Here is a 26662-nt window from a genome sequence, read left to right as displayed (position 1 = left end):
CGATGCGTTTTGTGGGAGGGGCTTTAGCCGCGACAAAACCGCAAACACCAGCATAAAAAACGCCAGCTCGAAGCTGGCGTTTTTTATTACTGCAGAATCAGCGCGGTACAACCGGCTTCTTCGGCGGCTTCTTGCCTTTGCCCTTGGCCGCGTCGGCACGCTCCTTGGCCGCCTGCTGGTTGCGCGCCTGTGCGGCCGCCTTGGCCTGCTCACGCTTGTCCCAGGGGTTACCGCCTGCTGCGCCGGTATCACGCGGCGGCAAGCCGGTGTGCTGGGTGAGCAGCGGCTTGCTCTTGGTGGTTTCCTTGGCCACCTTGTGGCTGCCAGCCGGCGTCGAGTTCTTGCGGCGCGCGCTCTGGTAGCTGTCGGTAGCCGGCTGGTGCAGCGGGATCAGTTGGTTCTTGCCCGGGCCGATCAGGTCGGCGCGGCCCATGCGGGTCAGCGCTTCGCGCAGCATCGGCCAGCCTTTCGGGTCGTGATAACGCAGGAAGGCCTTGTGCAAACGGCGCTGCTCCTCGCTCTTGACGATGGTCACGCCGTCGCTCTTGTAGCTGACCTTGCGCAGCGGGTTCTTGCCCGAGTGGTACATGGCCGTGGCGGTGGCCATCGGCGAGGGGTAGAACGCCTGCACCTGGTCGGCGCGGAAGCCGTTGCCCTTGAGCCACAGAGCCAGGTTCATCATGTCTTCGTCGGTGGTGCCCGGGTGCGCGGCGATAAAGTACGGGATCAGGTACTGCTCTTTGCCCGCCTCTTTCGAGTACTTCTCAAACATGCGCTTGAACTTGTCATAGCTGCCAATACCCGGCTTCATCATCTGATTCAACGGGCCTTCCTCGGTGTGTTCCGGGGCGATCTTCAGGTAGCCACCGACGTGGTGGGTCACCAGCTCCTTCACATATTCCGGCGACTCGACCGCCAGGTCGTAACGCAGGCCCGAGGCGATGAGGATCTTCTTCACCCCCGGCAGCGCACGGGCGCTACGGTACAGCTGGATCAGCGAGCTGTGGTCGGTATTCAGGTTCGGGCAGATGCCAGGGAACACGCACGACGGCTTGCGGCACGCGGACTCGATCTCCGGGCTCTTGCAGGCGATGCGGTACATATTGGCCGTAGGGCCACCCAAATCCGAGATAACCCCAGTAAACCCCGGCACCTTGTCGCGGATCTCTTCGATCTCGCGGATGATCGATTCTTCCGAGCGGTTCTGGATGATCCGCCCTTCGTGTTCGGTGATCGAGCAGAAGGTGCATCCGCCGAAGCAGCCACGCATGATGTTCACCGAGAAACGGATCATGTCGTAGGCCGGGATCTTCTCCTTGCCGTACGCCGGGTGCGGAATGCGCGCGTAAGGCATGCCGAACACGTAATCCATCTCTTCGGTGGTCATCGGGATGGGCGGCGGGTTGAACCACACGTCCACCTCACCATGCTTCTGTACCAGCGCGCGGGCGTTGCCCGGATTGGTTTCCAGGTGCAGCACGCGGTTGGCGTGGGCGTACAGCACCGGGTCGTTGCGCACCTTCTCCATCGACGGCAGGCGGATCACGGTCTTGTCGCGGGTCATCCGCGGGCTGGCGAGGATCTGCACCACCTTGGCTTCGTTGGGGTCCTCAACCGGGCCTTTCTCTTGCTCGATGGCGCAGGCCTGGGTGTCCTGGGTGTTGACGTACGGGTTGATGATCTTGTCGACCTTGCCCGGCCGGTCGATACGGGTCGAGTCGACCTCGTACCAGCCTTGCGGCGTATCACGACGGATAAACGCGGTGCCGCGCACGTCGGTGATGTCTTCGATCTTGTGGCCGTAGGACAGGCGCTGAGCCACTTCGACGATGGCGCGCTCGGCGTTGCCGTACAGCAGGATGTCGGCGCTGGCGTCGATCAGAATCGAGTTGCGTACTTTGTCCTGCCAATAATCGTAATGGGCGATGCGGCGCAGCGAGGCCTCGATACCGCCGAGCACGATCGGCACGTGCTTGTAGGCTTCCTTGCAGCGCTGGCTGTACACCAGGCTGGCGCGGTCCGGGCGCTTGCCGGCCATGCCGCCGGGGGTGTAGGCATCGTCCGAGCGGATTTTCTTGTCGGCGGTGTAGCGGTTGATCATCGAATCCATGTTGCCGGCCGCGACGCCGAAGAACAGGTTCGGCTCGCCGAGCTTCATAAAGTCGTCTTTCGACTGCCAGTTCGGCTGGGCGATGATGCCGACGCGAAAGCCTTGCGACTCCAGCAGCCGGCCGATGATCGCCATACCGAACGACGGATGGTCGACATAGGCATCGCCGGTGACGATGATGATGTCGCAGCTGTCCCAGCCAAGCTGATCCATTTCTTCCCGGCTCATCGGCAGGAAAGGCGCTGGCCCGAAACACTCGGCCCAGTATTTTGGATAGTCGAATAACGGCTTGGCTGCTTGCATGAGGATGACCGAAGTTTCTGCGATTTGAACGGCCGCGAAATATAGCACAAAAATTGACCAAATCCGACGACAGCGCTAGGTTTAGCGGGCATGCGCAGGCACGCAATGCGCAAGGCAATTTGTGATCACACCTGCCACTTATGGCTATACTCGGCTCAATAACGACATCGGTAATAACTAGCCGGGACAAGGAGTGTGCAGTGCCGCAGTTAGTCTCCTCGATCATCCTGCTGTTGAGTCTGGCCGGCCTATCCGCAGCGGCCAGCGGCGCCCCGTTATTGCTGAGCAATGACAGCAGCGGCGCTTCGCTGAATGAGCACATCGAGCTGCTGGAAGACGTCGGGGCGCAACTGAGCATCGCCGACATGGCCGACCCCGCCGTGCAAGCGCGCTTTCAACCGGCGGCCGGGCGCGCCACCGTGGGCCAAAGCCGCAATCCCTGGTGGGTCAAAGTGACCCTGCAACGTAGCGCAGACGCACCGCGCCAGTGGTGGCTGGAAAATGCCGGCATCACCATTTTCAACCTGCAGCTCTACCTGCCCGACGGCCAGGGCGGCTGGCAGCTTCGCGAAACCGGCGATGCGGTGCCCTACCTTGAAGGGCGCGATCACGCTTACCGGCGCATGCTGTTCAAACTACCGGAGCTGAGCAACGAACCGCTGACCCTGTATTTCCGCAGCCTCGACCCCGCCGGCAACTCCTTTCCACTGAAGATCTGGCAACTCGGCGACCTCGAGCAGCACGCGAGCAACGAGAACATCGGCTTCGGCCTGATCTATGGCGTGATCCTCGCCCTGCTGCTGTACAACCTGTTCATCCTCATCGCCCTGCGCGACAAAGCCTATTTCTGGTACGTAATGGCCACCGCCTGCGTGCTGATCTTCATCCTCAGCATGACCGGCCATGGCTTCCAGTACCTGTGGCCAGACAGCGCCGTGCCCTTCTGGCTCGACCGCATCACCCTGCCCTCGCTGTGGGGCATCTTCGTCATGCGCTTCACCCAAGAGCTGCTGTATACCAGGCGCGGCCTGATCTGGCCGCACCGCCTGCTGAATGCCGGCTGCGTGCTGTATGTCATCGCCATCGTGATCAATGCCTTCGGCTACCGCGCCGAGGGCGCCCTGATGATTGCCGTCACACCGATCGTCACCGTACCGACCGCGCTGTTCAGCGCCGGCGTGCGCTGCTATCAGGGTTTTATTCCCGCACGCTTCTACCTGCTCGGCTACGGCGCTGTGCTGGCCAGCACCGTGGTGTTGGTGATGCGTGCCGCCGGCTTGATCGAGCCGAGCAATTTCACCGCCTACCTGTTTCCCTTGTCGGTCGCTGCGGAAACCATCCTCTTCTCCTTCGCCCTGGCCTATCGCATTCAAATGCTCAAGCTGGAGAAAGCCGAAGCCTTGCAGCAAGCCGATCGTGAGAAAACCGCGCGCCTGGCGCTGTTTCAGGCCAATGCCGATGAATTGCAGGGGGCGGTGGCGCAGCGCACCGCCGAGCTGGCGGCCGCCAATACTCGCTTGCAGCAACGCGAGCAGGAGCTGGAGCATGCGGCCTTTCACGACTCACTGACCGAACTGCCCAACCGCCGCTACCTGGTCGAGCGCTGCGAGTCGGCGCTGGGCAACGCCGCCCGCCACAACGAAAGCGTGGCCTTGATGCTGATCGACCTCGATCACTTCAAACCGATCAACGACCGCTTCGGCCACGATGCCGGCGACCTGATGCTGCAGGCGATCGCCAAGCGCCTGCGCGTGCATGTGCGCAGCGGCGACACGGTGGCCCGCCTGGGCGGCGACGAGTTCGCCGTACTGATCTGCGGCGCCGATGCCGAACAGCATTCGCGCGAGATTGCCGAACGCCTGCTTGCCGAACTGGCGCAGCCGGTGCTGTATGGCGCCGAGCGGCTCATCGTCACCATCAGCATCGGGGTGGCGCTCTACCCTCAGCATGCCCAGCAGTTCGCCGGCCTCTACAAGTCCGCCGACGAGGCGCTGTACAAGGTCAAGGCCCGCGGCCGCTCAGGCTCGTCGATAAGCGGTGAGGATGGCGAATTGAGCAGCAGCGCGCGCCTGCACCTGGACGTAATCAAGGTCACCAGCGGCCTTTGACCGGTCATCCACCCGCTAGCCGTTGAACGCGCAACGGCGGGGGCGAGCACGCGCATGGCGCCGGCACTCACGCGTTGTGGTAGCGCCGCGGTACACGCCGAGTAACCTTGCTCAGCAACTCATAGCCGATGGTGCCCGCCGCATGTGCCACTTCGTCCACCGGCAACTGCGCGCCCCACAACTGCACCTCATCGCCGAGCTGCGCGGCCGGCAGGTCGGTAAGGTCCACAGCTAACATATCCATCGACACGCGCCCCACCAGCGGCAAGCGCTGACCGCGTATCAGCAGCGGCGTACCGGATGGCGCATGACGCGGGTAACCATCGGCGTAACCACAGCTCACCGTCCCGATACGCGAGGCGCGCGCGGCAGTCCAACTGGCACCGTAACCGACGCTCTCCCCCACGGCCACCTGACGAATCGCCAGCAATTGCGCGCTCAGGGTCATGACTGGCTGAAGGCCCAATTCACCGGCACTGAGCTCGCTAAATGGCGTGGCACCGTAGAGCATGATGCCCGGCCGCAGCCAGTCCATGTGGGCCGCCGGAATCGTCAGAATCGCCGCCGAGTTGGCCAATGAGCGCTGGGCGAAGTCCAGGTCGAGCAGATCGAGAAAGCCTTCCAACTGCTGCTCGGTCAGGGCGTGACCACGCTCGTCGGCGCAGGCGAAGTGGCTGAGCAGGTTCAGCTCGGCAACCTGCTCTGCACCCTGCAGCCGCGCGTGCCAGTCGCGCACAGCCGCCGCACTGAAACCCAGGCGGTGCATGCCGCTGTCCAGTTTCAGCCAGGTATTCAAGGGCCGCCTCAGCGAGGCCGCGAGCAGCTGCACCGCCTGCGGCTCAGTGTGCACCACCACATCCAGGCCCAGTTGCGCGGCCAACTGATATTCGGCCGCCTCGAAACAGCCCTCGAGCAGCAGAAGACGGGCATCGGCATGCAATGCGCGCACCTCGGCCGCCTCCTCCAAGCATGCCACGGCAAAGCCATCGGCCAGATCGTGCAAAGCCGTGACCACTTCACGCACGCCATGCCCATAGGCATTCGCCTTGACCACGGCAAACGCCGAGCGGCCCGGCGCACAGCGTTTGGCCACGGCGTAGTTATGGCGAATGGCGGCCAAGTCGATGCTGGCGACAAGTGGGCGCATGCGAAGACGTCCTTAAAACAAAACGGGCGCTCAGTTTAACCACTGGGCGCCCGTTTTTATTGATCTGACTGGCTGAAGAGCACAGTTTTTCGGCGCTGCCGGATCAATCCTCGTCGAACTGATAGCTGCCTGGGGCGAGGTTTTCGAAACGCGAATACTTGCCGAGAAAGGCCAGGCGGGTAGTGCCCAGCGGGCCGTTACGCTGCTTGCCGATGATGATCTCGGCCACGCCCTTGTACTCGGTCTCGGGGTGATACACCTCGTCGCGGTAGACGAACATGATGATGTCGGCGTCCTGCTCGATCGCCCCGGACTCACGTAAGTCGGAGTTGATCGGGCGTTTGTTCGGGCGCTGTTCGAGGCCGCGGTTGAGCTGCGACAGGGCGATCACCGGGCAATTGAACTCTTTCGCCAGGGCCTTCAACGAGCGGGAGATTTCGGAAATTTCGTTGACTCGGCTGTCGCCACTGGAGCCGGGAATCTGCATCAGCTGCAGGTAGTCGACCATGATCAGGCCGATCTCGCCGTGCTCACGGGCCAAACGGCGGGTACGTGCGCGCATTTCCGAGGGCGAGATACCGGCGGTATCGTCGATAAACAGCTTGCGGTCGTTGAGCAGGTTGACCGCAGAGGTCAGCCGCGGCCAATCGTCATCATCCAGGCGACCGGCACGCACCTTGGTCTGATCGATGCGCCCCAGGGACGCCAGCATACGCATGACGATGGAGTCGGAAGGCATCTCCAGCGAGTACACCATCACCACCTTGTCGCTGCGCATCAGCGCGTTTTCCACCAGGTTCATGGCAAAGGTGGTCTTACCCATGGATGGGCGACCGGCGACGATAATCAGGTCCGCCGGCTGCAAGCCGCTGGTCAGGTTGTCCAGGTCGGTAAAGCCGGTGGACAGACCGGTGATTGCATCGCCGGAGTTGAACAGGGTATCGATACGGTCGATGGCCTTGACCAGGATGTCGTTGATCCCCACCGGGCCGCCGGTCTTCGGCCGCGCTTCGGCAATCTGGAAGATCAGCCGCTCGGCCTCGTCGAGAATCTCGCCACCGGTGCGGCCCTGCGGCGCATAGGCGCTGTCGGCGATTTCCGCACTGATACCGATCAACTGGCGCAGGGTGGCGCGCTCACGAATGATCTGCGCATAGGCCTTGATGTTGGCCACTGACGGGGTGTTCTTCGCCAGCTCGCCGAGATAGGCCAGACCGCCGACCTGAGGCAATTGGCCTTCTTTATCCAGCTGCTCGGACAGGGTCACCACATCGAACGGGTGATTGCGCTCGGCCAGCTTGAAGATGGCGCGGAAGATCAGGCGATGGTCATGCCGGTAAAAGTCGCCATCGGAGACCTGATCGAGCACGCGCTCCCAGGCATTGTTGTCGAGCATCAGGCCACCCAACACGGCTTGCTCGGCCTCGATCGAGTGCGGCGGCACCTTCAGGGCGGAGGTTTGCAGGTCGTACTGTTCGGGCAGGCTGATGTCGTTCATAAGGCTCTGGGCAGAATTCTGGTGTAGAAAAACAAAGGGCACGGCATCGCTTTCGCAATGCCGTGCCCGATGTTAGCGGGCCTGCACCTAAGTGCAAGGCCCGCTTAGCAGGCGACCGTAGCACCTTTCTACGATCTCGCGAGCTAGAGCCATGCAAGGCAAAAACAGGCGAGGAAGCGGAGTTTACGAGCTGTAAATCAGCATTCCGAGCCTGTTTTTAACGCAGCAGGGCCGACGCGCAGCAGATCGTAGATAGGTTCTTAGGCAGCTACTACTACCACCTTGACGGTCGCTTCAACGTCGCTGTGCAGGTGCACGGCCACGTCGTATTCGCCCACTTGGCGAATGGTGCCGTTCGGCAGACGCACTTCAGCTTTAGCCACTTCAACGCCAGAGGCGGTCAGGGCATCAGCGATGTCGTGCGTACCGATGGAACCGAACAGTTTGCCTTCATCGCCCGCGGTAGCGGTGATGGTGACTTCCAGTTCAGCCAGCTGAGCAGCGCGAGTTTCAGCAGAAGCTTTCTTCTCGGCAGCCAGTTTTTCCAGCTCGGCGCGACGTGCTTCGAATGCAGCAACGTTCGCAGCGGTAGCAGCGGTGGCTTTACCGAACGGCAGCAGGAAGTTACGACCGTAACCAGCCTTGACGTTCACTTTATCGCCCAGGTTGCCCAGGTTGGCGATTTTTTCCAGCAGGATGACTTCCATTTGGGTCTTACCTCTTAACTTTTAACCTTCACCGTTCGTGGGACTTGAGCCGTGCTTGCGCTCAAAGCGACCACGAAAATCAAACAGACTGTCGACAATGGCCAAAACCACCAGTAACGGATAAGTCAGCTGCATGAACAACAGCAGCGTGATGTACAGCCCGACCAGCCAGAACTTCGCCAATCGCCCTTGCGCCACCAGCCCATGCAACAGGGCGATGGCCGCAAACACCAGCGGGACACTGCACAGCGGTGTCAGCATGGCCATTTGCGGCCCCAGATTGGGACCTAACAGCATGCCGACCAGCAGCAACATCGCCAGCGACGGAGGCAGTCGCAGGGCACGAAATTCGTGCCCGAAACCACCCGGGTTGTACAACAGCGCCTGCCAATAACGCCCCAGCATCAGGCTCAGCAGGCTGACGATCTGCAACAAAGCCGCCAATAAACCGGTCAGCACCGGTGCAATCAGGCTCTCCAGGCGCGCTCGCTCGTCCACCGACATCTGTTGGTGAACCCCCTCGAGCATTTGCGGCAGAAGCTTGTTCAGCTCACCTGCCATCGCCTCGATGGGTTCGCGGAACACCGCACCCAAAATCAGCCCGTACACCAGGCCCAACGCCACGCTGCACAGCAGCACGCGGTTCCAGGACAGATTGGCGCGCAACAACAACGCCAAACTCAGTGCACCGAGCAACACCAACAGGGTGCGCGGCTCACCGAAATACCACCAGCCAATGGCCGGCAGCAGGGCCCAGGCGAGGATGCCGACGGCATCGCTCCAACCACGCCGCAGAAGCACCAGGCTCCCGGCGGCAGCACTCAACCAGAACAGCAGCGGCAATGCCGCAGAAACGACCACCACGAGAGTGGCCTGCATACGGCCGCGCATAATGAATTCAGCTAAGGCGCGCATGCGATTTATCCCTTACTTTTTGTCGAACATCCGGTTTCAGCGGCCGTGGCTGTCGGTGTAGGGCAGCAGGGCCAGGAAGCGGGCGCGCTTGATAGCGGTAGCCAGCTGACGCTGATAACGAGCCTTGGTACCGGTGATACGGCTAGGAACGATTTTGCCGGTTTCCGAGATGTAGGCTTTCAGGGTGTTGAGATCTTTGAAATCGATCTCTTTCACGTCTTCAGCGGTGAAACGGCAGAATTTACGACGACGGAAGAAACGTGCCATGAGAGTGGCTCCTCAATAGATCCGTGGATTACTCGTCAGCGTTGTCGCTGTTGTCACTGTTGTCGCTGTCATCGCCATCGGCGGAATCGGCGTGCTCAGGACGGTCGCGACGCTCACGGCGCTCACTGCGGTTTTCTTCAGCCTTGAGCATCTCGGACTGGTCGATAACGGCCTCGTCGCGACGGATGACCAGGTTACGGATCACGGCATCGTTGTAACGGAAGTTGTCTTCCAGCTCAGCCAAGGCTTTGCCGGTGCACTCAACGTTGAGCATCACGTAGTGGGCTTTGTGGACGTTGTTGATGGCGTAAGCCAGCTGACGACGGCCCCAATCTTCCAGACGGTGGATTTTGCCGCCGTCTTCTTCGATCAGCTTGGTGTAACGCTCAACCATGCCGCCGACTTGCTCGCTCTGATCCGGGTGAACCAGAAAGATGATTTCGTAATGACGCATAAATGCTCCTTACGGGTTGTAGCCTGCCGCCAAATGCGGTCAGGCAAGGAGTGAATTTCACTTGTTTGTCTTGCTACGACAGAAAGGCACAAACGCACCTGCCGTCGCGGCAAGGGGCGACATTCTAGAGAAGCCCCCCGCCACACGCAAGGCGAACTGGTGATTATTTGAACAGCGCGGAAGTTGGGGCGGGGCGCAGCGACGAAGCCCAACAGTGCGCGCGAGGTGCTCCGCTCGACGACCTCGACAGCCGCGTTGGGCTTCGCCAGCTCAACCCAACCTACGCCCTACGCCTTGCGGGCAGCACTGCGCTGCCGCAGCGCTTCGAACAGGCAGACGCCGGTGGCCACCGAGACATTCAGGCTGCTGACGCTGCCAGCCATCGGCAGCTTGACCAGATAATCGCAATGCTCGCGGGTCAACCGGCGCATGCCCTTGCCTTCAGCGCCCATGATCAGCACGGTTGGCCCGGTCAGGTCATGCTGGTACAGCTCCTGCTCGGCCTCGCCGGCAGTGCCGACGATCCACAAGCCGCGCTGCTGGAGCTTTTCCAGGCTGCGCGCTAGGTTGGTCACCGCCACCAGCGGAATCACTTCGGCGGCGCCACACGCGACCTTGCGCACGGTCGCCGTGAGCGTGGCGGACTTGTCTTTCGGCACAATCACCGCCAGCGCGCCAGCCGCATCGGCCGTGCGCAAACACGCGCCAAGGTTGTGCGGATCGGTCACGCCATCGAGCACCAGCAACAGCGGCGGGCCTTCGGCACGATCAAGCAACTCTTCAAGCATGGCCTCGCCCCACACCTGACTCGGGCTGACATCCGCCACCACTCCCTGGTGCACGCCCTCGACCCAGGCATCCATCTCCCGCCGTTCGCACTGCCCTACCGCAACCCGCGCCTGCGCCGCCAACTCGAGCAACGGCTGCACCCGCGGATCACTGCGGCCCTCGGCCAGCCACACCTGCTTGACGCGTTTCGGGTGATGGTGCAACAACGCCTCCACGGCATGCACACCGTAGATTTTTTCCAACTGACTCATGATTTCGCCTTACGTTTGCGCGGCCCGCCACTGGCAGCCGGCGCCGCCCCGCTCTTCGGCGGACCCTTGCGGTGCGTGCCGGACTTCGCGCCTTTGCCCGTCGCGGCAGGCGCCTCGGCTTTGCCGCCGCGCCCCTTGCCCGACTTGCTTTTCGACTCGGCCAGCAACGCCTGCTTCAGCTCGCGGCTCTTCTGCACATTGGTATTGCCCGGACCGGCAGCGCTGCGATCGGCAGCGGTGGTGCTTTTCGTGCCACGCCCGGCCTTGTCCGCCGGCACATCGCCAGCACCGCGACGCTTACGCCCAACTGGCGCCTCGGTAACGCTCTGCGCCATTTCGAAGTCGATCTTGCGCTCGTCCAGATCGACGCGCATGACCTTCACCTCGACGCTGTCGCCCAAGCGGAAGTTACGCCCGCTGCGCTCGCCGGCCAACCGGTGATGCACCGGGTCGAAGTGGTAGTAATCCGCCGGCAGTGCGGTGACGTGCACCAGACCTTCGACATAGATATCGGTCAACTCGACGAACAAGCCAAAGCCGGTCACGGCGGTAATGACGCCGGGGAAAATCTCGCCGACGCGGTCTTTCATAAACTCGCATTTCAGCCAGTTCACCACATCGCGGGTCGCTTCGTCGGCGCGCCGCTCGGACATCGAGCATTGTTCGCCAAGCTGCTCCAGGGCCGCCTCGTCGTAGGGATAGATACGTGCCTTGGGTACGCTTATGGCACCGGCGCGCTTGACGTGCGGGGTGTCGAGCTTGGAGCGGATCACACTGCGAATCGCCCGATGGATCAACAGATCCGGGTAGCGGCGGATCGGCGAAGTGAAGTGCGCATACGCCTCGTAATTCAGACCGAAGTGGCCATGATTGTCGGCGCTGTACACCGCCTGGCTCAGCGAACGCAGCATCACGGTCTGAATCAGATGATAGTCCGGGCGCCCGCGGATACTTTCCAGCAAGGCCTGGTAATCCTTGGGCGACGGGCCTTCTTTGGCCTTGCCACGGTGCAGGGACAAGCCCAGCTCGGTGAGAAACGCCTTGAGCTTCTCCAAACGCTCCGGCGGCGGACCATCGTGCACCCGGTACAGCGCCGGAATTTCATGCTTCTGCATAAACGCGGCGGTCGCCACGTTGGCCGCCAGCATGCATTCTTCGATCAACTTGTGCGCATCGTTGCGCTGGGTCGGGCGAATCTCGGCGATCTTGCGCCCGGCGCCGAAGATGATCCGCGTTTCCTGGGTCTCGAAGTCGATGGCACCGCGCTCATGGCGTGCCGCCAACAACACCTGGTACAGCGAATAGAGCTGATTGAGGTGCGGCAACACTTCCTTGTACTCACCGCGCAACGCCTTGCCTTCACTGCTTTTCGGCTGCTCGAGCATGGCGCTGACCTTGTTGTACGTCAGCCGCGCGTGCGAGTGGATCACCGCCTCGTAGAACTGGTAGTCGGTCATCTTGCCGGTTTTCGAGATGCTCATCTCGCAGACCATGGCCAGACGATCTACCTGCGGATTCAACGAGCAGAGGCCGTTGGACAACTCCTCCGGCAGCATCGGAATCACCCGCTCAGGGAAATACACCGAGTTGCCGCGCACCTGCGCCTCGGCATCCAGCGCCGAGTCGACCTTGACGTAATGCGACACGTCAGCGATGGCCACATAGAGCTTCCAGCCGCCGGAGAACAGTCGCCAGTTGCTACCATTTTTCTCGCAATACACCGCGTCGTCGAAGTCGCGGGCATCTTCGCCGTCGATGGTGACGAACGGCAGATGACGCAAATCGATGCGTTTTTCCTTGTCCTTCTCCTCGACTTCCGGCTTGAGCTTGCGCGCCTCCTTGACCACGGCCTCGGGCCAGACGTGCGGGATGTCGTAGCTGCGCAGCGCCACGTCGATTTCCATGCCCGGCGCCATGTAGTTGCCGACCACTTCGAGTACATCGCCCTGGGGCTGGAAGCGCGGGGTCGGCCAGTGGGTGATCTTCACCTCGACGAACTGCCCCTGCTTGGCGCCGGCATTCCGCCCCGGAGTGACCAGCACTTCCTGCTGAATCTTCGGGTTATCGGCGACCACGAAACCAATACCGCTTTCTTCGTAGTAGCGGCCAACGATGGTTTCATGGGCACGGGAAATCACCTCGACCACGCCACCTTCGCGCCGACCACGGCGATCGAGGCCGGTGACGCGCGCCAATGCACGGTCGCCATCGAACACCAGGCGCATCTGCGCCGGGCTCAAGAACAGGTCGTCGCTGCCATCGTCCGGAATCAAGAAACCGAAACCATCGCGATGACCGCTGATGCGCCCAAGAATCAAATCCAGCTTGTCGACCGGCGCATACGTGCCACGACGGGTGTAGATCAGTTGCCCGTCACGCTCCATGGCGCGCAGGCGGCGACGCAAGGCTTCGATCTGCTCTTCGGTGCTGAGGCCAAATTCTTCGAGTAGCTGCTCGCGATTCGCCGGTGAGCCGCGCTCGGCGAGGTGCTGCAAAATCAGCTCGCGACTGGGGATAGGATTTTCGTATTTTTCCGCTTCGCGGGCGGCCTCGGGATCGAGGGATTGCCAATCGGCCATTAGAGAGAGTTCACCTTTTCTATATAAAGTCGGTTTGCCATGTGCCTATTGAAGCGCGAAACCACTGCCCGGGTCAGCCCGGCACACGCAATAAAATTTTTTAACAACAGGGGTTTACAAGTAAAAAGTCGGTCCGTATTATGCGCGCCACAACGACGGCAAACGTGGTTGTAGTTGATAGTAAATGAGCGATCATTGCAATCGACGCCCAGGTGGTGAAATTGGTAGACACGCCAGCTTCAGGTGCTGGTGACCTTACGGTCGTGGAAGTTCGAGTCTTCTCCTGGGCACCAATTCAAAAAACCGAGCCAAGCGCTCGGTTTTTTATTGCCTGCATTTTCTTTCCTAGCCTTTCACCTGCGGCGAAGCAACCCTGCCTCCGGCGCCCCACGCCCTCCCCCGACGGAGAAGGACGCAGCGCGAGCGCCGCCATACGACCTTCACACTAAACCCGAAACTGCCCCAGACTGGCCTTCAACTGCGCCGCCAGCCCATCCAGCACCCGACCACTCTTGGCAGTGGCCGCCACCGCTTCTGCCGCACGCTGCGCCTCGGCATGAATCACCTCGACCCGTCCGCGCACCGCATCGGCACCCTGCGCCTGATGGGCCGCTGCCTGAGTAGCAGCATTGATCGCGCCATGCACTTCGTCGACCGCCGCCTGCACCGACTGCTGAACCCGCGCACTTTCTCGCAACGCCGCCAAGCCCTGATTAGCCTGCTGCCCAGCCTGAGCTATGGCGCCGACGGCCTCCTGCGCGCCCTTCTGCAAGGCACCGATGTGCGCCTGGATGTCGCCGGTCGACTGCTGCGTCTTGCTTGCCAGCGCGCGCACTTCGTCGGCCACCACGGCAAAGCCGCGACCGCTTTCCCCCGCACGCGCCGCCTCGATCGCCGCATTCAGGGCCAGCAGGTTGGTCTGCTCGGCAATCGAGCGAATCACCGTGAGCACCACCTCGATCTGCTCGCTTTGCTTGGCCAGGCGCTCAATGACCGCCGCACCGCTTTCGACACGCAACACTAGCTCGTCAATCGAGCCGCCAACCCGCGCCGCAATCGCAGCATTCTCGTGCGCCGCCTGACGGATCGCCGCCACACGCTGCTGCGCCTCCTGCATCGCCCGGCTTTCCGCCTGCGCCTCGCCCGCCATCAACGCCAGAGCCTGTAGACTGCCCGCCACCTCATCGCGCTGACGCTCGGCCGCCGCCTCTGCCGCAGCACTGCGGGTGGCCAGACTGGCGATTTCCTGACCGGTACGCACCGCCACTTCGCCCGCCTCACGCACAATGGGCTGCAGCTTGGCGACAAAACGGTTGACCGCCGCCGCCATGTCGCCAATTTCATCGCGACTGTCCAGCTCGACCCGCCGGGTCAGGTCGCCCTCGCCGGCCGCCCAGTCATTCAATACCGCAATCAGCGTATGCAGCTTGCTGACCACGCGCCGCCCCAGCACCAACGCCAGAACCAGCAAAATGCCCAGCCCGACCAGGGCCAAGCCCAGGCTGATATTCCAACGCAAGCTCGCGGCCGCTCGCTCCACCACCGCACCACTGCTATACGCCATGCCAGAGGCCGCCTCACGTGCGGTATCCAAGCGCGCAGCCAACGCCGCACTGCTATCGGCCGCCGCACCACTGAGGCTATCGGAGACCAAGCGACCACTGCTGTCGATCAACGCAACAAAGCGCTGATCCAGCGCCGCCAGCTCTTCGTCGACCGCCACGGTAGATACACCCAGCAGCACCTTGCCGATCTCCGACCCCATCGGACTGATCGAGGCCTCGGCGAGATAGACCCCCGTATCGTTACGCGCCGCCTGCAGCACTTTATCCAGCGCACCGCGCCCCTCACCCTTATCCAGCAGCGCCTTCACGCGCAGGTCCTGCCTGTTCAGGTGGCGAGTCAATCGTTCGCCCTGGGCATCGGAATACACCACGAACAGCACCGCCGGGTTGCGCTGGGCAACCCGCGCCAACTCGGTCAGCGCCGGCACGTCGTTATCCCAGATCGCCTTAGGCGCAACGGCCGCAAGCAACTGCGCCAAGTCATCCGCCGAGCGCTTGAGGTTGCTTTCCAGCACCCCACGGAGTTGCTCCTGCTCTTGTGCCAGGCGCGCCGAAAGCCCAGCAGCCAACTGGCTTTGCGTGCGCCCGGAAAGGCTTTCCAGCCCGCCCTGCACTTCCTGTCCCGCCAACTCCAGCTCGCCCGCCAGGCGCTGGGTATCCGCCTGCAAACCTGCGCTCAAATCAGCCACCAGGGTTGCCACCGTGCCGCGCGTCAACGCCACGGCCACCAGCACCTGCGCCAACAAGGCAACGCCCAAGGCCAGAAATACTGGACGCAACAAGCGACTGCGCAATAACGACAGAATGGCGGACACCGCAAATACTCCTAACGACCGTATTGGCTATAACGGCGGACGCGCCGTTTTATAAAGCCCCGCACCCGTACTTAATTCCAGCGCACCGGCAAAAACGACAAAGGGCCGCACATGGCGACCCCTTCCTGCACAGCACACGCCAATCAAGCAAACGGATGACGCAACACAATAGTCTCGTTACGGTCCGGGCCGGTGGAGACGATATCGATCGGTGCACCGACCAACTCTTCCACACGCTTGATGTAGGCACGCGCCGCCGCTGGCAGTTCTTCCAGGGTCTTGGCACCCAGGGTCGACTCGCTCCAGCCGGGCATTTCTTCGTAGACCGGCTGCAGGCCCAGGTAGCTGTCGGCATCGGTCGGCGCATCGACCAGCACGTCACCGTTCTGATCCTTGTAACCGACACAGATACGGATGGTGTCCAGACCGTCGAGCACGTCGAGCTTGGTCAGGCACAGGCCGGAGATGCTGTTGATTTCGATGGCGCGACGCAGGATCACCGCATCGAACCAACCGCAGCGACGCGCGCGGCCGGTGGTCGAACCGAACTCATGGCCACGCTTGGCGAGGAACGCACCGGTTTCGTCGAACAGCTCAGTCGGGAACGGACCCGAACCGACGCGAGTGGTGTAGGCCTTGGTGATGCCGAGGATGTAATCCAGATACATCGGACCGAAGCCCGAACCCGTGGCAATGCCGCCCGCGGTGGTATTGGAGCTGGTCACGTAGGGGTAGGTGCCGTGGTCGATATCCAGCAGCGAACCCTGCGCGCCTTCGAACATGATGTCCTTACCCTCACGACGCATGTCGTGCAGCACGGCGGTCACGTCGCTCATCATCGGTTTGAGCAGCTCGGCGTATTCCATGCACTCGTCGAGCGTCTTCTGGAAGTCGATGGCCGGCTCTTTGTAGTAATTGACCAGCACGAAGTTGTGGTAATCCAGCAACTCGCCAAGCTTGGCGGCAAAACGCTCACGGTGGAACAAGTCGCCAATGCGCAGACCGCGGCGCGCCACCTTGTCTTCGTAAGCCGGGCCAATACCACGGCCAGTGGTGCCGATCTTGGCATCGCCGCGGGCTTTCTCACGCGCCTGATCGAGGGCCACGTGGTACGGCAGAATCAGCGGGCAGGACGGGCTGATGCGCAGGCGCTCGCGCACCGGCACGCCCTTCTCTTCCAGCTTGATGATTTCGCGCATCAGCGCATCGGGGGCAACCACTACGCCGTTGCCGATCAGACACTGCACGTTTTCACGCAGGATGCCCGAAGGGATCAGGTGCAGAACGGTCTTTTCGCCGTCGATCACCAGGGTGTGGCCGGCGTTGTGGCCGCCCTGATAACGCACAACAGCTGCAGCCTGTTCGGTCAGCAGGTCGACGATCTTGCCCTTGCCTTCATCGCCCCACTGGGTGCCCAGGACTACGACATTCTTACCCATAACACTAACCCTCTTCGCGCAAACTTGATGCCGGCCGCAGCCGACGGAAACATTTCAGGACGCCGCTCAGGATGCCAATGCAGCCAACTGCCAACGGCCATCACGCAACAGCAACTGACGATCACAGCCTGCCGCCTCGGCATCAGCCGCAGCCTGGCCAGGCAATGCCTGCACCACGCGCTGACCGTCCTGGCGCAAGCGCACAATCGCCTGCCACAAAAACACATCATGGTTATCCGGGGCCCAGACGCCGGCAGGCTCTTCACCCAACTGCATCTGCCCCAGACTGACCAAGGTCTTCAAATCGGTGGAGAAACCTGTCGCCGGACGGGCGCGACCGAAGTCGGCACCGATATCGTCATACCGGCCGCCCTGGGCAATTGCATACCCCACACCCGGCACAAAGGCCGCGAACACCACACCGGTGTGGTAGTGGTAACCGCGAAGCTCACCCAGATCGAAGTACAGCGGTAATTCCGGGTAGCGCAAGCTCAGCGCATCGGCAATTGCCATCAGATCATCCAATGCCGCATGCACGTCATCCGGGGCATCAACCAGACAAGCCTGCGCCAGATCCAACACCTCACGACCGCCGCACAACTCGCTGAGCGCGCGCAACATCTTGCGCAGCTCATCGGGCAAGCTTTCAGTCAGCTCGGCAACTTCATCCATCGCCTTGCGCTGCAGCGCGTCGAACAGCTGCTGCTCGACCTCGCCAGACAGCTCGGCAGCACGCGCCAGGCCGCGGTAGATACCGACATGGCCAAGGTCCATGTGCACATCCGGCACCGCAGCCAACTCGAGGGTATTGACCAGCAGGCTGATCACTTCCACGTCGCTGGCCGGGCTGGCGTCGCCATACAGCTCGGCACCCAACTGGATCGGGCTGCGCGAGGTGGTCAGCGCCCGCGGCTGGGCATGCACCACGCTGCCGGCGTAGCACAGGCGGCTCGGCCCTTCACGGCGCAGGGTGTGCGCATCGATGCGCGCCACCTGCGGCGTAATGTCGGCACGAAAGCCCATCTGCCGACCGGACAGCGGGTCGGTCACTTTGAAGGTGCGCAGATCCAGGTCCTGGCCCGCGCCGGTCAGCAGCGACTCCAGATATTCGATATGCGGCGTTACCACGAATTCATAGCCCCAGCGCTGGAACAGATCCAGCACCTGGCGGCGCGCCACTTCAATACGCCCCGCGTACGGTGGCAGTACTTCTTCGATGCCATCTGGCAGCAGCCAGCGGTCTACCGTTGCCATTTCGCCATTCCCCTCTTGGACCGGGCGGCACAAGCCTTCAGTGAAGCCAATAAAGGACAGTTGTTCCCAGCAGCATGCTGGCCAACCCGATCAGACGCAGCTGTCGATCAGACAGCCGGGTCAATTGTAAAAGCGCGCCACGCCAATGACGCGGACACAGGAAGGGCAGGATGCCTTCCAGCACCAGCAATAGACACAATGCGATGCCCAGTTCCTGCCACATGCTTCCCACAGACGCAAAAAAGCCGGGATTTTCCCGGCTGCCGCATGATACCACGTTTTCCACAACGGTCACCCCGGCGGACGGCTGGCGCCCGCCGGGGTGAAGGTCAAGGCTTGGATTTCTCCAGGTAACGGAAGAAGTCGCTGCTCGGGTCCAACACCAACACATCACGCTTGTCCGCGAAGCTTTCGCGGTAAGCCCTCAGGCTGCGATAGAACGAGTAGAACTCCTGATCCTGACCATAAGCATCAGAATAGATAGCCGCTGCCTGTGCATCCCCCTCACCGCGCAGCTCTTCAGCCTGGCGGTAGGCCTCAGCCAGCAACACGCGGCGCTGGCGATCGGCATCGGCACGAATACCTTCAGCCAGCTCCTTACCTTTGGCACGATGCTCGCGAGCCTCACGCTCACGCTCGGAACTCATGCGATCGAACACGCTGCGATTGACCTCCTTCGGCAGGTCGATGGCCTTGACCCGCACATCCACTACCTCGATACCCAGCTCACGCTGCGCAGCACGGTTCAACGAAGCCGTCACGTCAGCCATCAATGCATCACGCTCGCCGGAAACCGACTCGTGCAGCGTGCGCTTACCGAATTGGTCGCGCAGCGATGCTTCGAGACGACGCGCCAGACGTTCGTCGGCAATCTGCTTGATACCAGACGTCGCGGTGTAGTACCGCTCGGCATCGAGCACGCGCCACTTGGCGAACGCATCGACCATCAGCGCTTTCTTCTCCAGGGTCAGGAAGCGCGAACTGGTCGAATCGAGCGTCAGCAAACGTGCATCGAACTTGCGTACCTGGTTAACGTACGGGATCTTCACATGCAGGCCAGGCTGTACATCCGGCTGCACGATACGACCGAACTGCAGCAGCACCGCACGCTCGGTTTGCGCCACGATATAGAAGCTATTCCAGGCGACCAGCGCCAGCACTACGCCACCAATAAGGGCGATCAGCGATTTATTGCTCATCAACGACTCTCCCTTGTACGCAGCTCAGGTTGGCGCAGGTCATTGCCCACCCGCGCACCCAGGTCGCTGGCGGCACTACTTGAGATGGCGTTAGGCGTGGAGCTGCCGCGACCGTCGATCATTTTATCCAGCGGCAGGTAGAGCAGGTTGTTCTGCCCCTTGTCACCGGTTACCAACACCTTGCTGGTGTTACTCATCAGCTCTTGCATGGTGTCCAGGTACAAACGCTCGCGCGTCACTTCCGGCGCCTTGCGGTACTCGGCAACCAGCGCAGAGAAGCGATCCGCCTCACCCTGGGCACGCGAAACCACTTCGTCGCGATAACCGCTGGCGTCCTCGATCAAGCGCTGAGCCTGACCACGCGCCTCAGGCACCACGCCATTGGCATAGGTTTCTGCCTGGTTCTTCTCGCGCTGCTCGTCTTCACGGGCACGAATCACGTCATCGAAGGCTTCCTGCACTTCACGCGGCGCTGCCGCACTCTGCACGTTCACCTGAGTCACGGTGATCCCGGTGCGATAGGTGTCGAGGAACCGCTGCAAGCGATCCTTCACTTCGCTGGCCATCAGTTCGCGACCTTCGGTCAGCACCTGATCCATTTCGGTGGAGCCGACCACATGCCGCACCGCACTGTCGGTGGCATGCTGCAGGCTGACCTCAGGCTGATCGACGTTGAGCACGAAATCCTGCAAATTGCTGATCTTGTACTGCACGGTCAGCGGCACTTCGATGATGTTCTCGTCTTCGGTGAGCATCTGCCCTTGCTTGCTGTAAGCACGCTCGCGGGTGACGTTCTCCTGGAACTTGCGGTCGATCGGCGGGAAATAGATGTTCAGACCCGGCCCTACGGTTTCGTAGTACTTGCCGAAGCGCAGCACCACGGCCTGCTCCTGCTCGTCGACGACATAAATCGCGCTGTACAACCAAACGGCCGCAAGCAACCCCAGGCCAATGAACAACAGACCGAAACCACCGCCCTTACTGGCGCCATCGTCACTGCCACGTTTCTTACCGCCGCCGAACAGCCCATTGAGGCTTTCCTGCAGCTTGCGGAAGGCCTCATCGAGATCCGGTGGCCCCTTGCGGTCGCCGCCCTTGCGTCCACCCCAAGGATCCTGATTGTTCGAGTTGCCACCCGGCTCATTCCAAGCCATAGCGCTCTCCATACTGATAAAGCAAAGACGCGCCCACGGCGCGCCCACCAATGCTACCGAATGCCCGCCACCAGCGGCAAAATCACTGCCGCAGGCTTTATTGCAAAGTGTGTTGCTCGATGAACTCCAGCGGCTGCAGCCCTTCACGACTGACCAACCGATTCAACTCAACCCGCGGCAAACGCACCGCCAGCAAACTGCTACCGTCATCGGCATGCCCTTCGTTTTGCACGGCACCCAAGGCGAAAAACTGTGCCCGCAACCGTGCCAGGTTCTGCGGCAAGTGCAGGGTACCGACAAACAAGTCATCACCCAATAGCTCGGCAATCGCCTGCTTGAGTAACGGTAAACCGCGCCCATCGTGCGCCGACAACCAAACGCGCTGCGGCTTACCTTCGGCGTTACGCTGAATCTGCGGCTCGACACCTTCCAACAAATCCAGCTTGTTATACACCTCAAGAATCGGCAGTTCTTGCGCACCGATCTCCACCAGCACCGCCATTACCTGCTCAATCTGCGCCATGCGCTCAGGCTCATGGGCATCGATCACGTGCAACAGCAAATCGGAGTTGCTCGACTCTTCGAGGGTCGCGCGAAACGCCTCGACCAACTTGTGCGGCAAATGGCGGATAAACCCCACCGTATCGGCCAGCACAATCGGCCCGAGGTCATCCAGCTCCAGGCGCCGCAAGGTTGGATCGAGGGTAGCGAACAACTGGTCGGCCGCGTAAACATCCGACTCGGTCAGCGCATTGAACAAGGTGGATTTGCCGGCGTTGGTATACCCCACCAAAGACACGGACGGGATATCCGCGCGCTTGCGCCCGCGCCTTGCCTGTTCGCGCTGACTGCGCACCTTTTCCAGTTTCTGCTTGATCTGACGAATGCGCACACGCAACAGGCGCCGGTCGGTTTCCAGCTGCGTTTCGCCCGGACCGCGCAGACCGATACCGCCCTTCTGCCGCTCCAAGTGCGTCCAGCCGCGCACCAAGCGGGTGCTCATGTGCTCCAACTGGGCCAGCTCAACCTGCAACTTGCCTTCGTGAGTACGTGCGCGCTGGGCAAAGATATCGAGAATCAGCCCGGTACGATCCAGCACGCGACACTCGAAAACGCGCTCGAGGTTGCGCTCCTGACTGGGCGTGAGGGTATGATTGAAGATGACCAGATCGGCTTCGGCAGTCTTTACATGGTCGCGTAACTCTTCGACCTTGCCGCTGCCAATCAAGTATTTCGCGGTCAGCCGATTGCTCGGCACACTGAGGAAGGCCACCGTTTCAGCGCCGGCCGACAAAGCCAGCTCCTGAAACTCTTGCGGATCTTCGCGCGCCTCGGCGTCTTGACCGTCCAGATGAACCAGGATGGCCCGTTCACCGCCTTCATGACGCTCGAAGAACAATGCAGCCTCCTAGATCAGGCGTTACCCGGTTCGGCTTCGGCCTGCTCGGTCTCGGAAGCGCTCGGCAGACGTACCGGACGGCTCGGAACCACAGTGGAGATAGCGTGCTTGTAGACCATCTGGCTGACAGTGTTCTTCAGCAAAATCACGAACTGGTCGAAAGACTCGATCTGGCCTTGCAGCTTGATGCCGTTAACCAAATAGATGGAAACCGGGACGCGTTCCTTACGCAGGGTATTGAGGTAAGGGTCTTGTAGCGAATGCCCTTTTGACATGTGCCGCACTCCTTTAAGAATCAATAATAATCAGTAGTTTTAGTAAACCAACAAACGGCTTAAGGCCGCCTTACCCCCAAGGATAGACGGCCAACGGCAAGGTCTCAGTTCAATATGGAGACCGACACCAGGTATTTCAAGGCACGCGGCAGATTGTCGCAGTCCAGGCTGTCCAGCCAATGTAAATCAGCCCAACTGCGCAACCAGGTGAACTGTCGCTTGGCGAGCTGGCGCGTGGCGATGATGCCGCGTTCCTGCATCTGCGCCTTGCTCTGGTTGCCCTCCAGGTAATCCCACACTTGGCGATAACCTACCGCCCGTATAGACGGCAACCCCGCGTGCAAGTCACTTCTCTGGCGCAGGCGTTCGACCTCGTCGATAAAGCCCTGTTCCACCATCCGCTGAAATCGTTGCGCAATTCGCGCATGCAGCAGTTGGCGCTGCGCCGGCGCAATAGCCAGATGCGCCACATTATAGGGGAGTTGCCCCGTGCCCGGCGCACCGGCGCCGAGATTTTCCACTGCCTGGCGCTGACGCAGGGCGGTCATCGTCAAGCCACTGACGCGGTAGACCTCCAACGCACGGATCAGGCGTTGCGGGTCATTCGGGTGGATACGTGCGGCAGATTGCGGATCAAGCGCTTGCAACTCACGGTGCAAGGCCTGCCAGCCCTCGACCTCGGCACGCGCCTCCAGCTCACGACGCACCTGCGGATCGGCGCCCGGCATATCGGCCAGCCCTTCCAGCAACGCCTTGTAATACAGCATGGTGCCGCCCACCAGCAGCGGAATGCGTCCACGACCAGTAATTTCGGCCATTGCCTGCAACGCGTCGGCGCGAAACTCGGCGGCCGAATAGCTCTCGACCGGGTCGCGAATATCGATCAAACGGTGGGGGAATTCAGCCAAAACCGCCTTGTCAGGCTTGGCAGTTCCAATATCCATGCCGCGGTAGATCAGCGCCGAGTCGACGCTGATCAGCTCGCAAGGCAGCGCCCGCGCCAACTCCAGCGCCAGATCGGTCTTGCCGGCCGCTGTCGGACCCATCAGGAAAATCGCCGGCGGCAGACGCTCAGACATCGTCACTCGTTCTCTATTTATATGTCGCGAACTGCGGGTTACGCAGCCGGTTTAACGGCCGCGCAGGAACAGCTTATCCAAATCATCCATGCCAAGCTGCGTCCAGGTTGGACGACCATGGTTGCATTGACCACTGCGCTCGGTGTGTTCCATATCGCGCAGCAGGCCATTCATTTCCGGCAGGGTCAGGCGGCGATTGGCCCGCACGGCACCGTGACACGCCATGGTGCCGAGCAGCTCATTGAGGTGCGCTTGAATTCGGTCGCTGGTGCCGTACTCGAGCAAGTCGGCCAGCACATCGCGCACCAACTGAGTGGCCTCGGCCTGCTTGAGTAAGGCGGGAATCTGGCGAATCGCCAGGCTTTCCGGGCCCAGGCGCTGCAACTCGAACCCCAGGCGCTGGAACCAACTGCCATGCTCTTCGGCGCAATCGGCCTCGCGCTGGCTGACGGCAAGCGACTCAGGCACCAACAATGGCTGGCCGCGCAGCCCCTCGCTGGCCATGGCGAGTTTCAGGCGCTCATAGGTAATCCGCTCGTGAGCCGCGTGCATGTCGACCAATACCAGCCCCTGCACATTCTCCGCCAGGATATACACGCCCTTCAGCTGAGCGATGGCATAACCGAGCGGCGGCACGTCGCCCTGCGCCTCGGGCAGCACCGCAGGCGCGGCCGCTAGCGGTGAGAAAAATTCACGGTACGCGCCCTGCGCTTCAGCCGCTGGCAATCCGCTCTCTGCACGCGCGCCCTGATAACCCGCCCCCGGCGAGCGCCAGGTCGAGTCCGTCGCCGGGCGCTCCAGCAAGCTGGCCGCCAAACCGATCTCGCCTTGCGGGCCGAACTCGCCGGCACTCTGGCCCGTCGTACGCAACATGCCGCTCACGGCGGCAGGCGCGGCCACCTGATCCTCCGGGCGCACTTCGCCTAGCGCACGATGCAGCGTGCCGTAGAGGAAGTCATGGACCATGCGACCGTCACGGAAACGTACTTCGTGCTTGGTCGGGTGGACGTTGACGTCGACCACCGACGGCTCGATTTCCAGGAACAACACAAAGGTCGGATGGCGGCCATTGAACAGTACGTCGCGATACGCCTGACGTACCGCGTGGGCCACCAGCTTGTCGCGCACCATGCGCCCATTGACGTAGAAATACTGCAAATCCGCCTGGCTGCGCGAGAACGTCGGCAAACCCACCCAGCCCCACAGATGCAAGCCATTACGCTCGATTTCGATGGGCAGTGCCTGCTCAAGGAACGCCGGGCCACAGACCGAGGCGACGCGCCGCGCGCGACTGACTTCGTCGGGCGCTTCGTGTAACGACAGCACGGTTTTACCGTTGTGGCGCAGATGGAAGGCCACATCGAAGCGGGCCAAGGCCAGGCGCTTGATCACTTCCTGCAAGTGGTCGAATTCGGTTTTCTCGGCCTTGAGGAACTTGCGCCGCGCCGGGGTATTGAAGAACAGGTCGCGCACTTCCACCGAGGTGCCGACCGGATGCGCCGCTGGCTGCACCCGCGGCTGCATATCGCGACCTTCGGTTTCCACCTGCCAGGCCTGCTCGGCCTCGGCGGTACGCGAGGTCAGGGTTAGGCGCGCGACCGAGCTGATCGAGGCCAGGGCCTCACCGCGAAAGCCCAGGCTCATCACCTGCTCAAGGTCTTCCAGCTCGCGAATCTTGCTGGTGGCGTGGCGCGCCAGTGCCAGCGGCAGGTCGTCCGGCGGGATGCCGCTGCCGTCGTCGCGCACGCGCAGCAACTTGACCCCGCCCTGTTCGACATCCACATCAATACGCTTGGCGCCGGAGTCCAGGCTGTTTTCCAACAGTTCCTTGATCACCGAGGCCGGCCGTTCGACCACCTCACCGGCGGCAATCTGGTTGGCCAGCCGCGGGCTGAGCAGCTGGATACGCGCGAAGTCGCTCATGGCTGCGCCGCCAGCGCGGTCGCCGGAATCTGCAGGGTCTGGCCGACCTTGATCACATCGCTGCGCAAGGCGTTGGCACTGCGCAGGGCGCCGAGGCTGACCTGGTAACGCTGGGCAATCAGCGCCAGGCTTTCGCCGGAGCTGACCAGGTGCTCGCGCGGCCCCTGAGGGATTTTGCCGTTGTCGCGCATCCAGGCAATGTAAGTACCCGGCGGCGGGTTCTGCTGAAAGAATTGCCGTACGCCGGTCACGATGGAGCGCGACAGCGCTTGCTGATGGCTGGCGCTGGCCAGTTTTCTGGCCTCGTTGGGGTTGGAAATAAACCCGGTTTCCACCAGGATCGACGGGATATCCGGCGACTTCAGCACCATGAACCCGGCCTGCTCGACCCGGCGCTTATGCAGCGGGGTGATCCGCCCCATATTGCTCAACACCTTGTTGCCGACGTTCAAACTGGACGACAGCGAAGCCGTCATCGACAAGTCCAGCAATACCCCGGCGAGCATGCGGTCCTTGTCGTCCAGGCTGACATTCCCGGCACCGCCAATCAGGTCGGACTGGTTTTCCGAGTCGGCCAGCCAACGCGCGGTTTCCGAGGTGGCGCCGCGGTCGGACAAGGCGTACACCGAGGCACCAAACGCCGCCGCGCGCGGTGCCGCGTCGGCGTGAATCGAGACGAACAAATCGGCGCCTTTTTTGCGGGCAATTTCGGTACGTTTGCGCAACGGGATGAAGTAGTCACCGGTGCGCACCAGTTCACCACGGAAACCGCGCTCGGCATTGATCTGGCGCTGCAACTCTTTGGAAATCGCCAGGGTCACGTGTTTCTCGAACTGTCCTTTGACCGGTGACAGCGCACCCGGGTCTTCGCCACCATGCCCGGCGTCGATGGCAATCACGATATCGCGCTTGCCGTTGGGCACTGGCGTCAGCTTCGGCGGCGCCTGAGTCGGTGATACCGGCACTTGCGGCGCACTGGCCACGGCCGTGTCGGGCAAGCTGGGGGCTGCCCCCGACTCTTGATCGAACAAGTCGACCACCAGGCGATGGCCGTATTGCTGATTGGGCGCCAGGGTGAAGCTCTTCGGCGTCACGGCAGCGGACAGATCGATGACCACGCGCAGGTCTTGCGGCGTACGCTGCGCCGAGCGCACCCCGGTAATCGGCGTATTGCTCAGCGACAGCTGGTTCAATTGAGTCGCGAGCTTGGCGCCGTTGACATCGATCACGATGCGATTCGGCGCACTCAGGGTGAACACACTGTGCTGCACCGGCCCGGACAGGTCGAAGACCAGGCGGGTGTTATCCGGCGCCCGCCACAGCCGCACGCTGCGCACATCCGAAGCGGCAAGCACCTCAACGGCGAATGCCGCCATTACCACCCCAACCGCGATGAAACGCGCGCCTATGCGCATACCCAACCCCATTTTGT

General features: G+C 61.8%; 21 protein-coding genes, 1 tRNA gene and 1 pseudogene. 2 read left to right on the top strand and 21 right to left on the bottom strand.

Annotated elements, in window-relative coordinates; genetic code table 11:
* Nucleotides 1-97 precede the first annotated feature (97 nt).
* Nucleotides 98-2413, bottom strand: a complete 2316-nt coding sequence (locus B3M58_RS02030) for a YgiQ family radical SAM protein (RefSeq protein WP_296216890.1) — start codon at nt 2411-2413, stop codon at nt 98-100.
* A 200-nt stretch (nt 2414-2613) separates the two neighbouring features.
* On the opposite strand from B3M58_RS02030, the gene B3M58_RS02025 reads away from it, so the two are divergent.
* A complete protein-coding gene (locus B3M58_RS02025; protein WP_414704038.1) occupies nt 2614-4521 on the top strand; it encodes a diguanylate cyclase domain-containing protein in 1908 nt (635 codons plus the stop codon).
* A 67-nt stretch (nt 4522-4588) separates the two neighbouring features.
* On the opposite strand, the gene alr is transcribed toward B3M58_RS02025, so the two are convergent.
* The 8 genes from alr to rnr all read right to left on the bottom strand — a co-directional run bounded on the left by alr (nt 4589) and on the right by rnr (nt 13128).
* Nucleotides 4589-5668, bottom strand: a complete 1080-nt coding sequence (alr, locus tag B3M58_RS02020) for an alanine racemase (RefSeq protein ID WP_296216889.1) — start codon at nt 5666-5668, stop codon at nt 4589-4591.
* Nucleotides 5669-5771: 103 nt separating this feature from the next.
* A complete protein-coding gene (gene dnaB, locus B3M58_RS02015; RefSeq protein ID WP_296216888.1) occupies nt 5772-7166 on the bottom strand; it encodes a replicative DNA helicase in 1395 nt (464 codons plus the stop codon).
* A 260-nt stretch (nt 7167-7426) separates the two neighbouring features.
* Complete coding sequence (gene rplI, locus B3M58_RS02010) at nt 7427-7873, bottom strand: 50S ribosomal protein L9 (protein WP_296216886.1); 447 nt, start codon at nt 7871-7873, stop codon at nt 7427-7429.
* A gap of 21 nt (nt 7874-7894) precedes the next feature.
* Nucleotides 7895-8788 (bottom strand): hypothetical protein, encoded by an 894-nt coding sequence (locus B3M58_RS02005; protein WP_296216884.1) that lies wholly within the window; start codon nt 8786-8788, stop codon nt 7895-7897.
* Between the two features lie 36 nt (nt 8789-8824).
* On the bottom strand, nt 8825-9055 hold the full coding sequence (rpsR, locus tag B3M58_RS02000) for a 30S ribosomal protein S18 (protein ID WP_003246847.1): 231 nt from the start codon (nt 9053-9055) through the stop codon (nt 8825-8827).
* Nucleotides 9056-9083: 28 nt separating this feature from the next.
* A complete protein-coding gene (gene rpsF, locus B3M58_RS01995; RefSeq protein WP_296216874.1) occupies nt 9084-9509 on the bottom strand; it encodes a 30S ribosomal protein S6 in 426 nt (141 codons plus the stop codon).
* Nucleotides 9510-9796: 287 nt separating this feature from the next.
* Nucleotides 9797-10549 carry a 23S rRNA (guanosine(2251)-2'-O)-methyltransferase RlmB gene (gene rlmB / locus B3M58_RS01990; RefSeq protein ID WP_296216873.1) on the bottom strand — a complete coding sequence of 251 codons (753 nt, stop codon included), beginning with the start codon at nt 10547-10549 and terminating at the stop codon, nt 9797-9799.
* Nucleotides 10546-13128 (bottom strand): ribonuclease R, encoded by a 2583-nt coding sequence (gene rnr / locus B3M58_RS01985; protein ID WP_296216872.1) that lies wholly within the window; start codon nt 13126-13128, stop codon nt 10546-10548. The genes rlmB and rnr overlap by 4 nt, the downstream gene beginning before the upstream one ends.
* Before the next feature lie 206 nt (nt 13129-13334).
* Between rnr and B3M58_RS01980 the strand changes: the two genes are divergently transcribed.
* Nucleotides 13335-13421, top strand: a tRNA-Leu gene (locus B3M58_RS01980).
* A gap of 152 nt (nt 13422-13573) precedes the next feature.
* Here the strand turns inward: B3M58_RS01980 and B3M58_RS22515 are convergent.
* From B3M58_RS22515 to B3M58_RS01925, 12 genes and pseudogenes are all read right to left on the bottom strand, one after another.
* Nucleotides 13574-14458 carry a methyl-accepting chemotaxis protein gene (locus B3M58_RS22515; RefSeq protein WP_414704040.1) on the bottom strand — a complete coding sequence of 295 codons (885 nt, stop codon included), beginning with the start codon at nt 14456-14458 and terminating at the stop codon, nt 13574-13576.
* Nucleotides 14432-14692: pseudogene (locus tag B3M58_RS22510) on the bottom strand (HAMP domain-containing protein); the annotation flags it as partial. The gene B3M58_RS22515 and the pseudogene B3M58_RS22510, both read right to left, overlap by 27 nt.
* A 959-nt stretch (nt 14693-15651) precedes the next feature.
* Nucleotides 15652-16947: an adenylosuccinate synthase gene (locus B3M58_RS01970; protein WP_296216870.1), complete on the bottom strand. Its 1296-nt coding sequence runs from the start codon at nt 16945-16947 to the stop codon at nt 15652-15654.
* A 66-nt stretch (nt 16948-17013) separates the two neighbouring features.
* Entirely contained in the window at nt 17014-18201 is a 1188-nt protein-coding gene (locus tag B3M58_RS01965; protein WP_296216869.1) for an ATP phosphoribosyltransferase regulatory subunit, read from the bottom strand.
* A 37-nt stretch (nt 18202-18238) separates the two neighbouring features.
* Nucleotides 18239-18424, bottom strand: a complete 186-nt coding sequence (locus B3M58_RS01960; RefSeq protein ID WP_296216989.1) for a DUF2065 domain-containing protein — start codon at nt 18422-18424, stop codon at nt 18239-18241.
* Nucleotides 18425-18530: 106 nt separating this feature from the next.
* Nucleotides 18531-19400, bottom strand: a complete 870-nt coding sequence (gene hflC / locus B3M58_RS01955) for a protease modulator HflC (protein ID WP_296216868.1) — start codon at nt 19398-19400, stop codon at nt 18531-18533.
* Complete coding sequence (gene hflK / locus B3M58_RS01950) at nt 19400-20554, bottom strand: FtsH protease activity modulator HflK (protein WP_296216867.1); 1155 nt, start codon at nt 20552-20554, stop codon at nt 19400-19402. The genes hflC and hflK overlap by 1 nt, the downstream gene beginning before the upstream one ends.
* Before the next feature lie 97 nt (nt 20555-20651).
* Nucleotides 20652-21953, bottom strand: coding sequence for a ribosome rescue GTPase HflX (gene hflX / locus B3M58_RS01945; RefSeq protein WP_296216866.1), 1302 nt, complete (start codon nt 21951-21953; stop codon nt 20652-20654).
* Nucleotides 21954-21967: 14 nt separating this feature from the next.
* Nucleotides 21968-22228: an RNA chaperone Hfq gene (gene hfq, locus B3M58_RS01940; RefSeq protein ID WP_090249679.1), complete on the bottom strand. Its 261-nt coding sequence runs from the start codon at nt 22226-22228 to the stop codon at nt 21968-21970.
* A 104-nt stretch (nt 22229-22332) separates the two neighbouring features.
* Nucleotides 22333-23307, bottom strand: a complete 975-nt coding sequence (miaA, locus tag B3M58_RS01935; RefSeq protein WP_296216865.1) for a tRNA (adenosine(37)-N6)-dimethylallyltransferase MiaA — start codon at nt 23305-23307, stop codon at nt 22333-22335.
* A 51-nt stretch (nt 23308-23358) separates the two neighbouring features.
* Nucleotides 23359-25230, bottom strand: coding sequence for a DNA mismatch repair endonuclease MutL (gene mutL / locus B3M58_RS01930; protein ID WP_296216864.1), 1872 nt, complete (start codon nt 25228-25230; stop codon nt 23359-23361).
* Complete coding sequence (locus B3M58_RS01925; RefSeq protein ID WP_414704037.1) at nt 25227-26657, bottom strand: N-acetylmuramoyl-L-alanine amidase; 1431 nt, start codon at nt 26655-26657, stop codon at nt 25227-25229. The genes mutL and B3M58_RS01925 overlap by 4 nt, the downstream gene beginning before the upstream one ends.
* Between the last annotated feature and the right edge of the window lie 5 nt (nt 26658-26662).

It is taken from the genome of Pseudomonas sp. UBA2684, assembly GCA_002354655.1.
Lineage (GTDB): Bacteria > Pseudomonadota > Gammaproteobacteria > Pseudomonadales > Pseudomonadaceae > Aquipseudomonas.
The sequence above is the reverse complement of the archived record's forward strand: the minus strand, read 5'-3'. Positions and strand labels throughout refer to the sequence as shown.

Coding starts and splice junctions, on each gene's coding strand:
- B3M58_RS02030 (WP_296216890.1), bottom strand. CDS start 2,413: ATGCAAGCAGCCAAGCCGTTATTCGACTATCCAAAATACTGGGCCGAG.
- alr (WP_296216889.1), bottom strand. CDS start 5,668: ATGCGCCCACTTGTCGCCAGCATCGACTTGGCCGCCATTCGCCATAAC.
- dnaB (WP_296216888.1), bottom strand. CDS start 7,166: ATGAACGACATCAGCCTGCCCGAACAGTACGACCTGCAAACCTCCGCC.
- rplI (WP_296216886.1), bottom strand. CDS start 7,873: ATGGAAGTCATCCTGCTGGAAAAAATCGCCAACCTGGGCAACCTGGGC.
- B3M58_RS02005 (WP_296216884.1), bottom strand. CDS start 8,788: ATGCGCGCCTTAGCTGAATTCATTATGCGCGGCCGTATGCAGGCCACT.
- rpsR (WP_003246847.1), bottom strand. CDS start 9,055: ATGGCACGTTTCTTCCGTCGTCGTAAATTCTGCCGTTTCACCGCTGAA.
- rpsF (WP_296216874.1), bottom strand. CDS start 9,509: ATGCGTCATTACGAAATCATCTTTCTGGTTCACCCGGATCAGAGCGAG.
- rlmB (WP_296216873.1), bottom strand. CDS start 10,549: ATGAGTCAGTTGGAAAAAATCTACGGTGTGCATGCCGTGGAGGCGTTG.
- rnr (WP_296216872.1), bottom strand. CDS start 13,128: ATGGCCGATTGGCAATCCCTCGATCCCGAGGCCGCCCGCGAAGCGGAA.
- B3M58_RS22515 (WP_414704040.1), bottom strand. CDS start 14,458: ATGGCGGCGGCGGTCAACCGTTTTGTCGCCAAGCTGCAGCCCATTGTG.
- B3M58_RS01970 (WP_296216870.1), bottom strand. CDS start 16,947: ATGGGTAAGAATGTCGTAGTCCTGGGCACCCAGTGGGGCGATGAAGGC.
- B3M58_RS01965 (WP_296216869.1), bottom strand. CDS start 18,201: ATGGCAACGGTAGACCGCTGGCTGCTGCCAGATGGCATCGAAGAAGTA.
- B3M58_RS01960 (WP_296216989.1), bottom strand. CDS start 18,424: ATGTGGCAGGAACTGGGCATCGCATTGTGTCTATTGCTGGTGCTGGAA.
- hflC (WP_296216868.1), bottom strand. CDS start 19,400: ATGAGCAATAAATCGCTGATCGCCCTTATTGGTGGCGTAGTGCTGGCG.
- hflK (WP_296216867.1), bottom strand. CDS start 20,554: ATGGCTTGGAATGAGCCGGGTGGCAACTCGAACAATCAGGATCCTTGG.
- hfq (WP_090249679.1), bottom strand. CDS start 22,228: ATGTCAAAAGGGCATTCGCTACAAGACCCTTACCTCAATACCCTGCGT.
- miaA (WP_296216865.1), bottom strand. CDS start 23,307: ATGTCTGAGCGTCTGCCGCCGGCGATTTTCCTGATGGGTCCGACAGCG.
- mutL (WP_296216864.1), bottom strand. CDS start 25,230: ATGAGCGACTTCGCGCGTATCCAGCTGCTCAGCCCGCGGCTGGCCAAC.
- B3M58_RS01925 (WP_414704037.1), bottom strand. CDS start 26,657: ATGGGGTTGGGTATGCGCATAGGCGCGCGTTTCATCGCGGTTGGGGTG.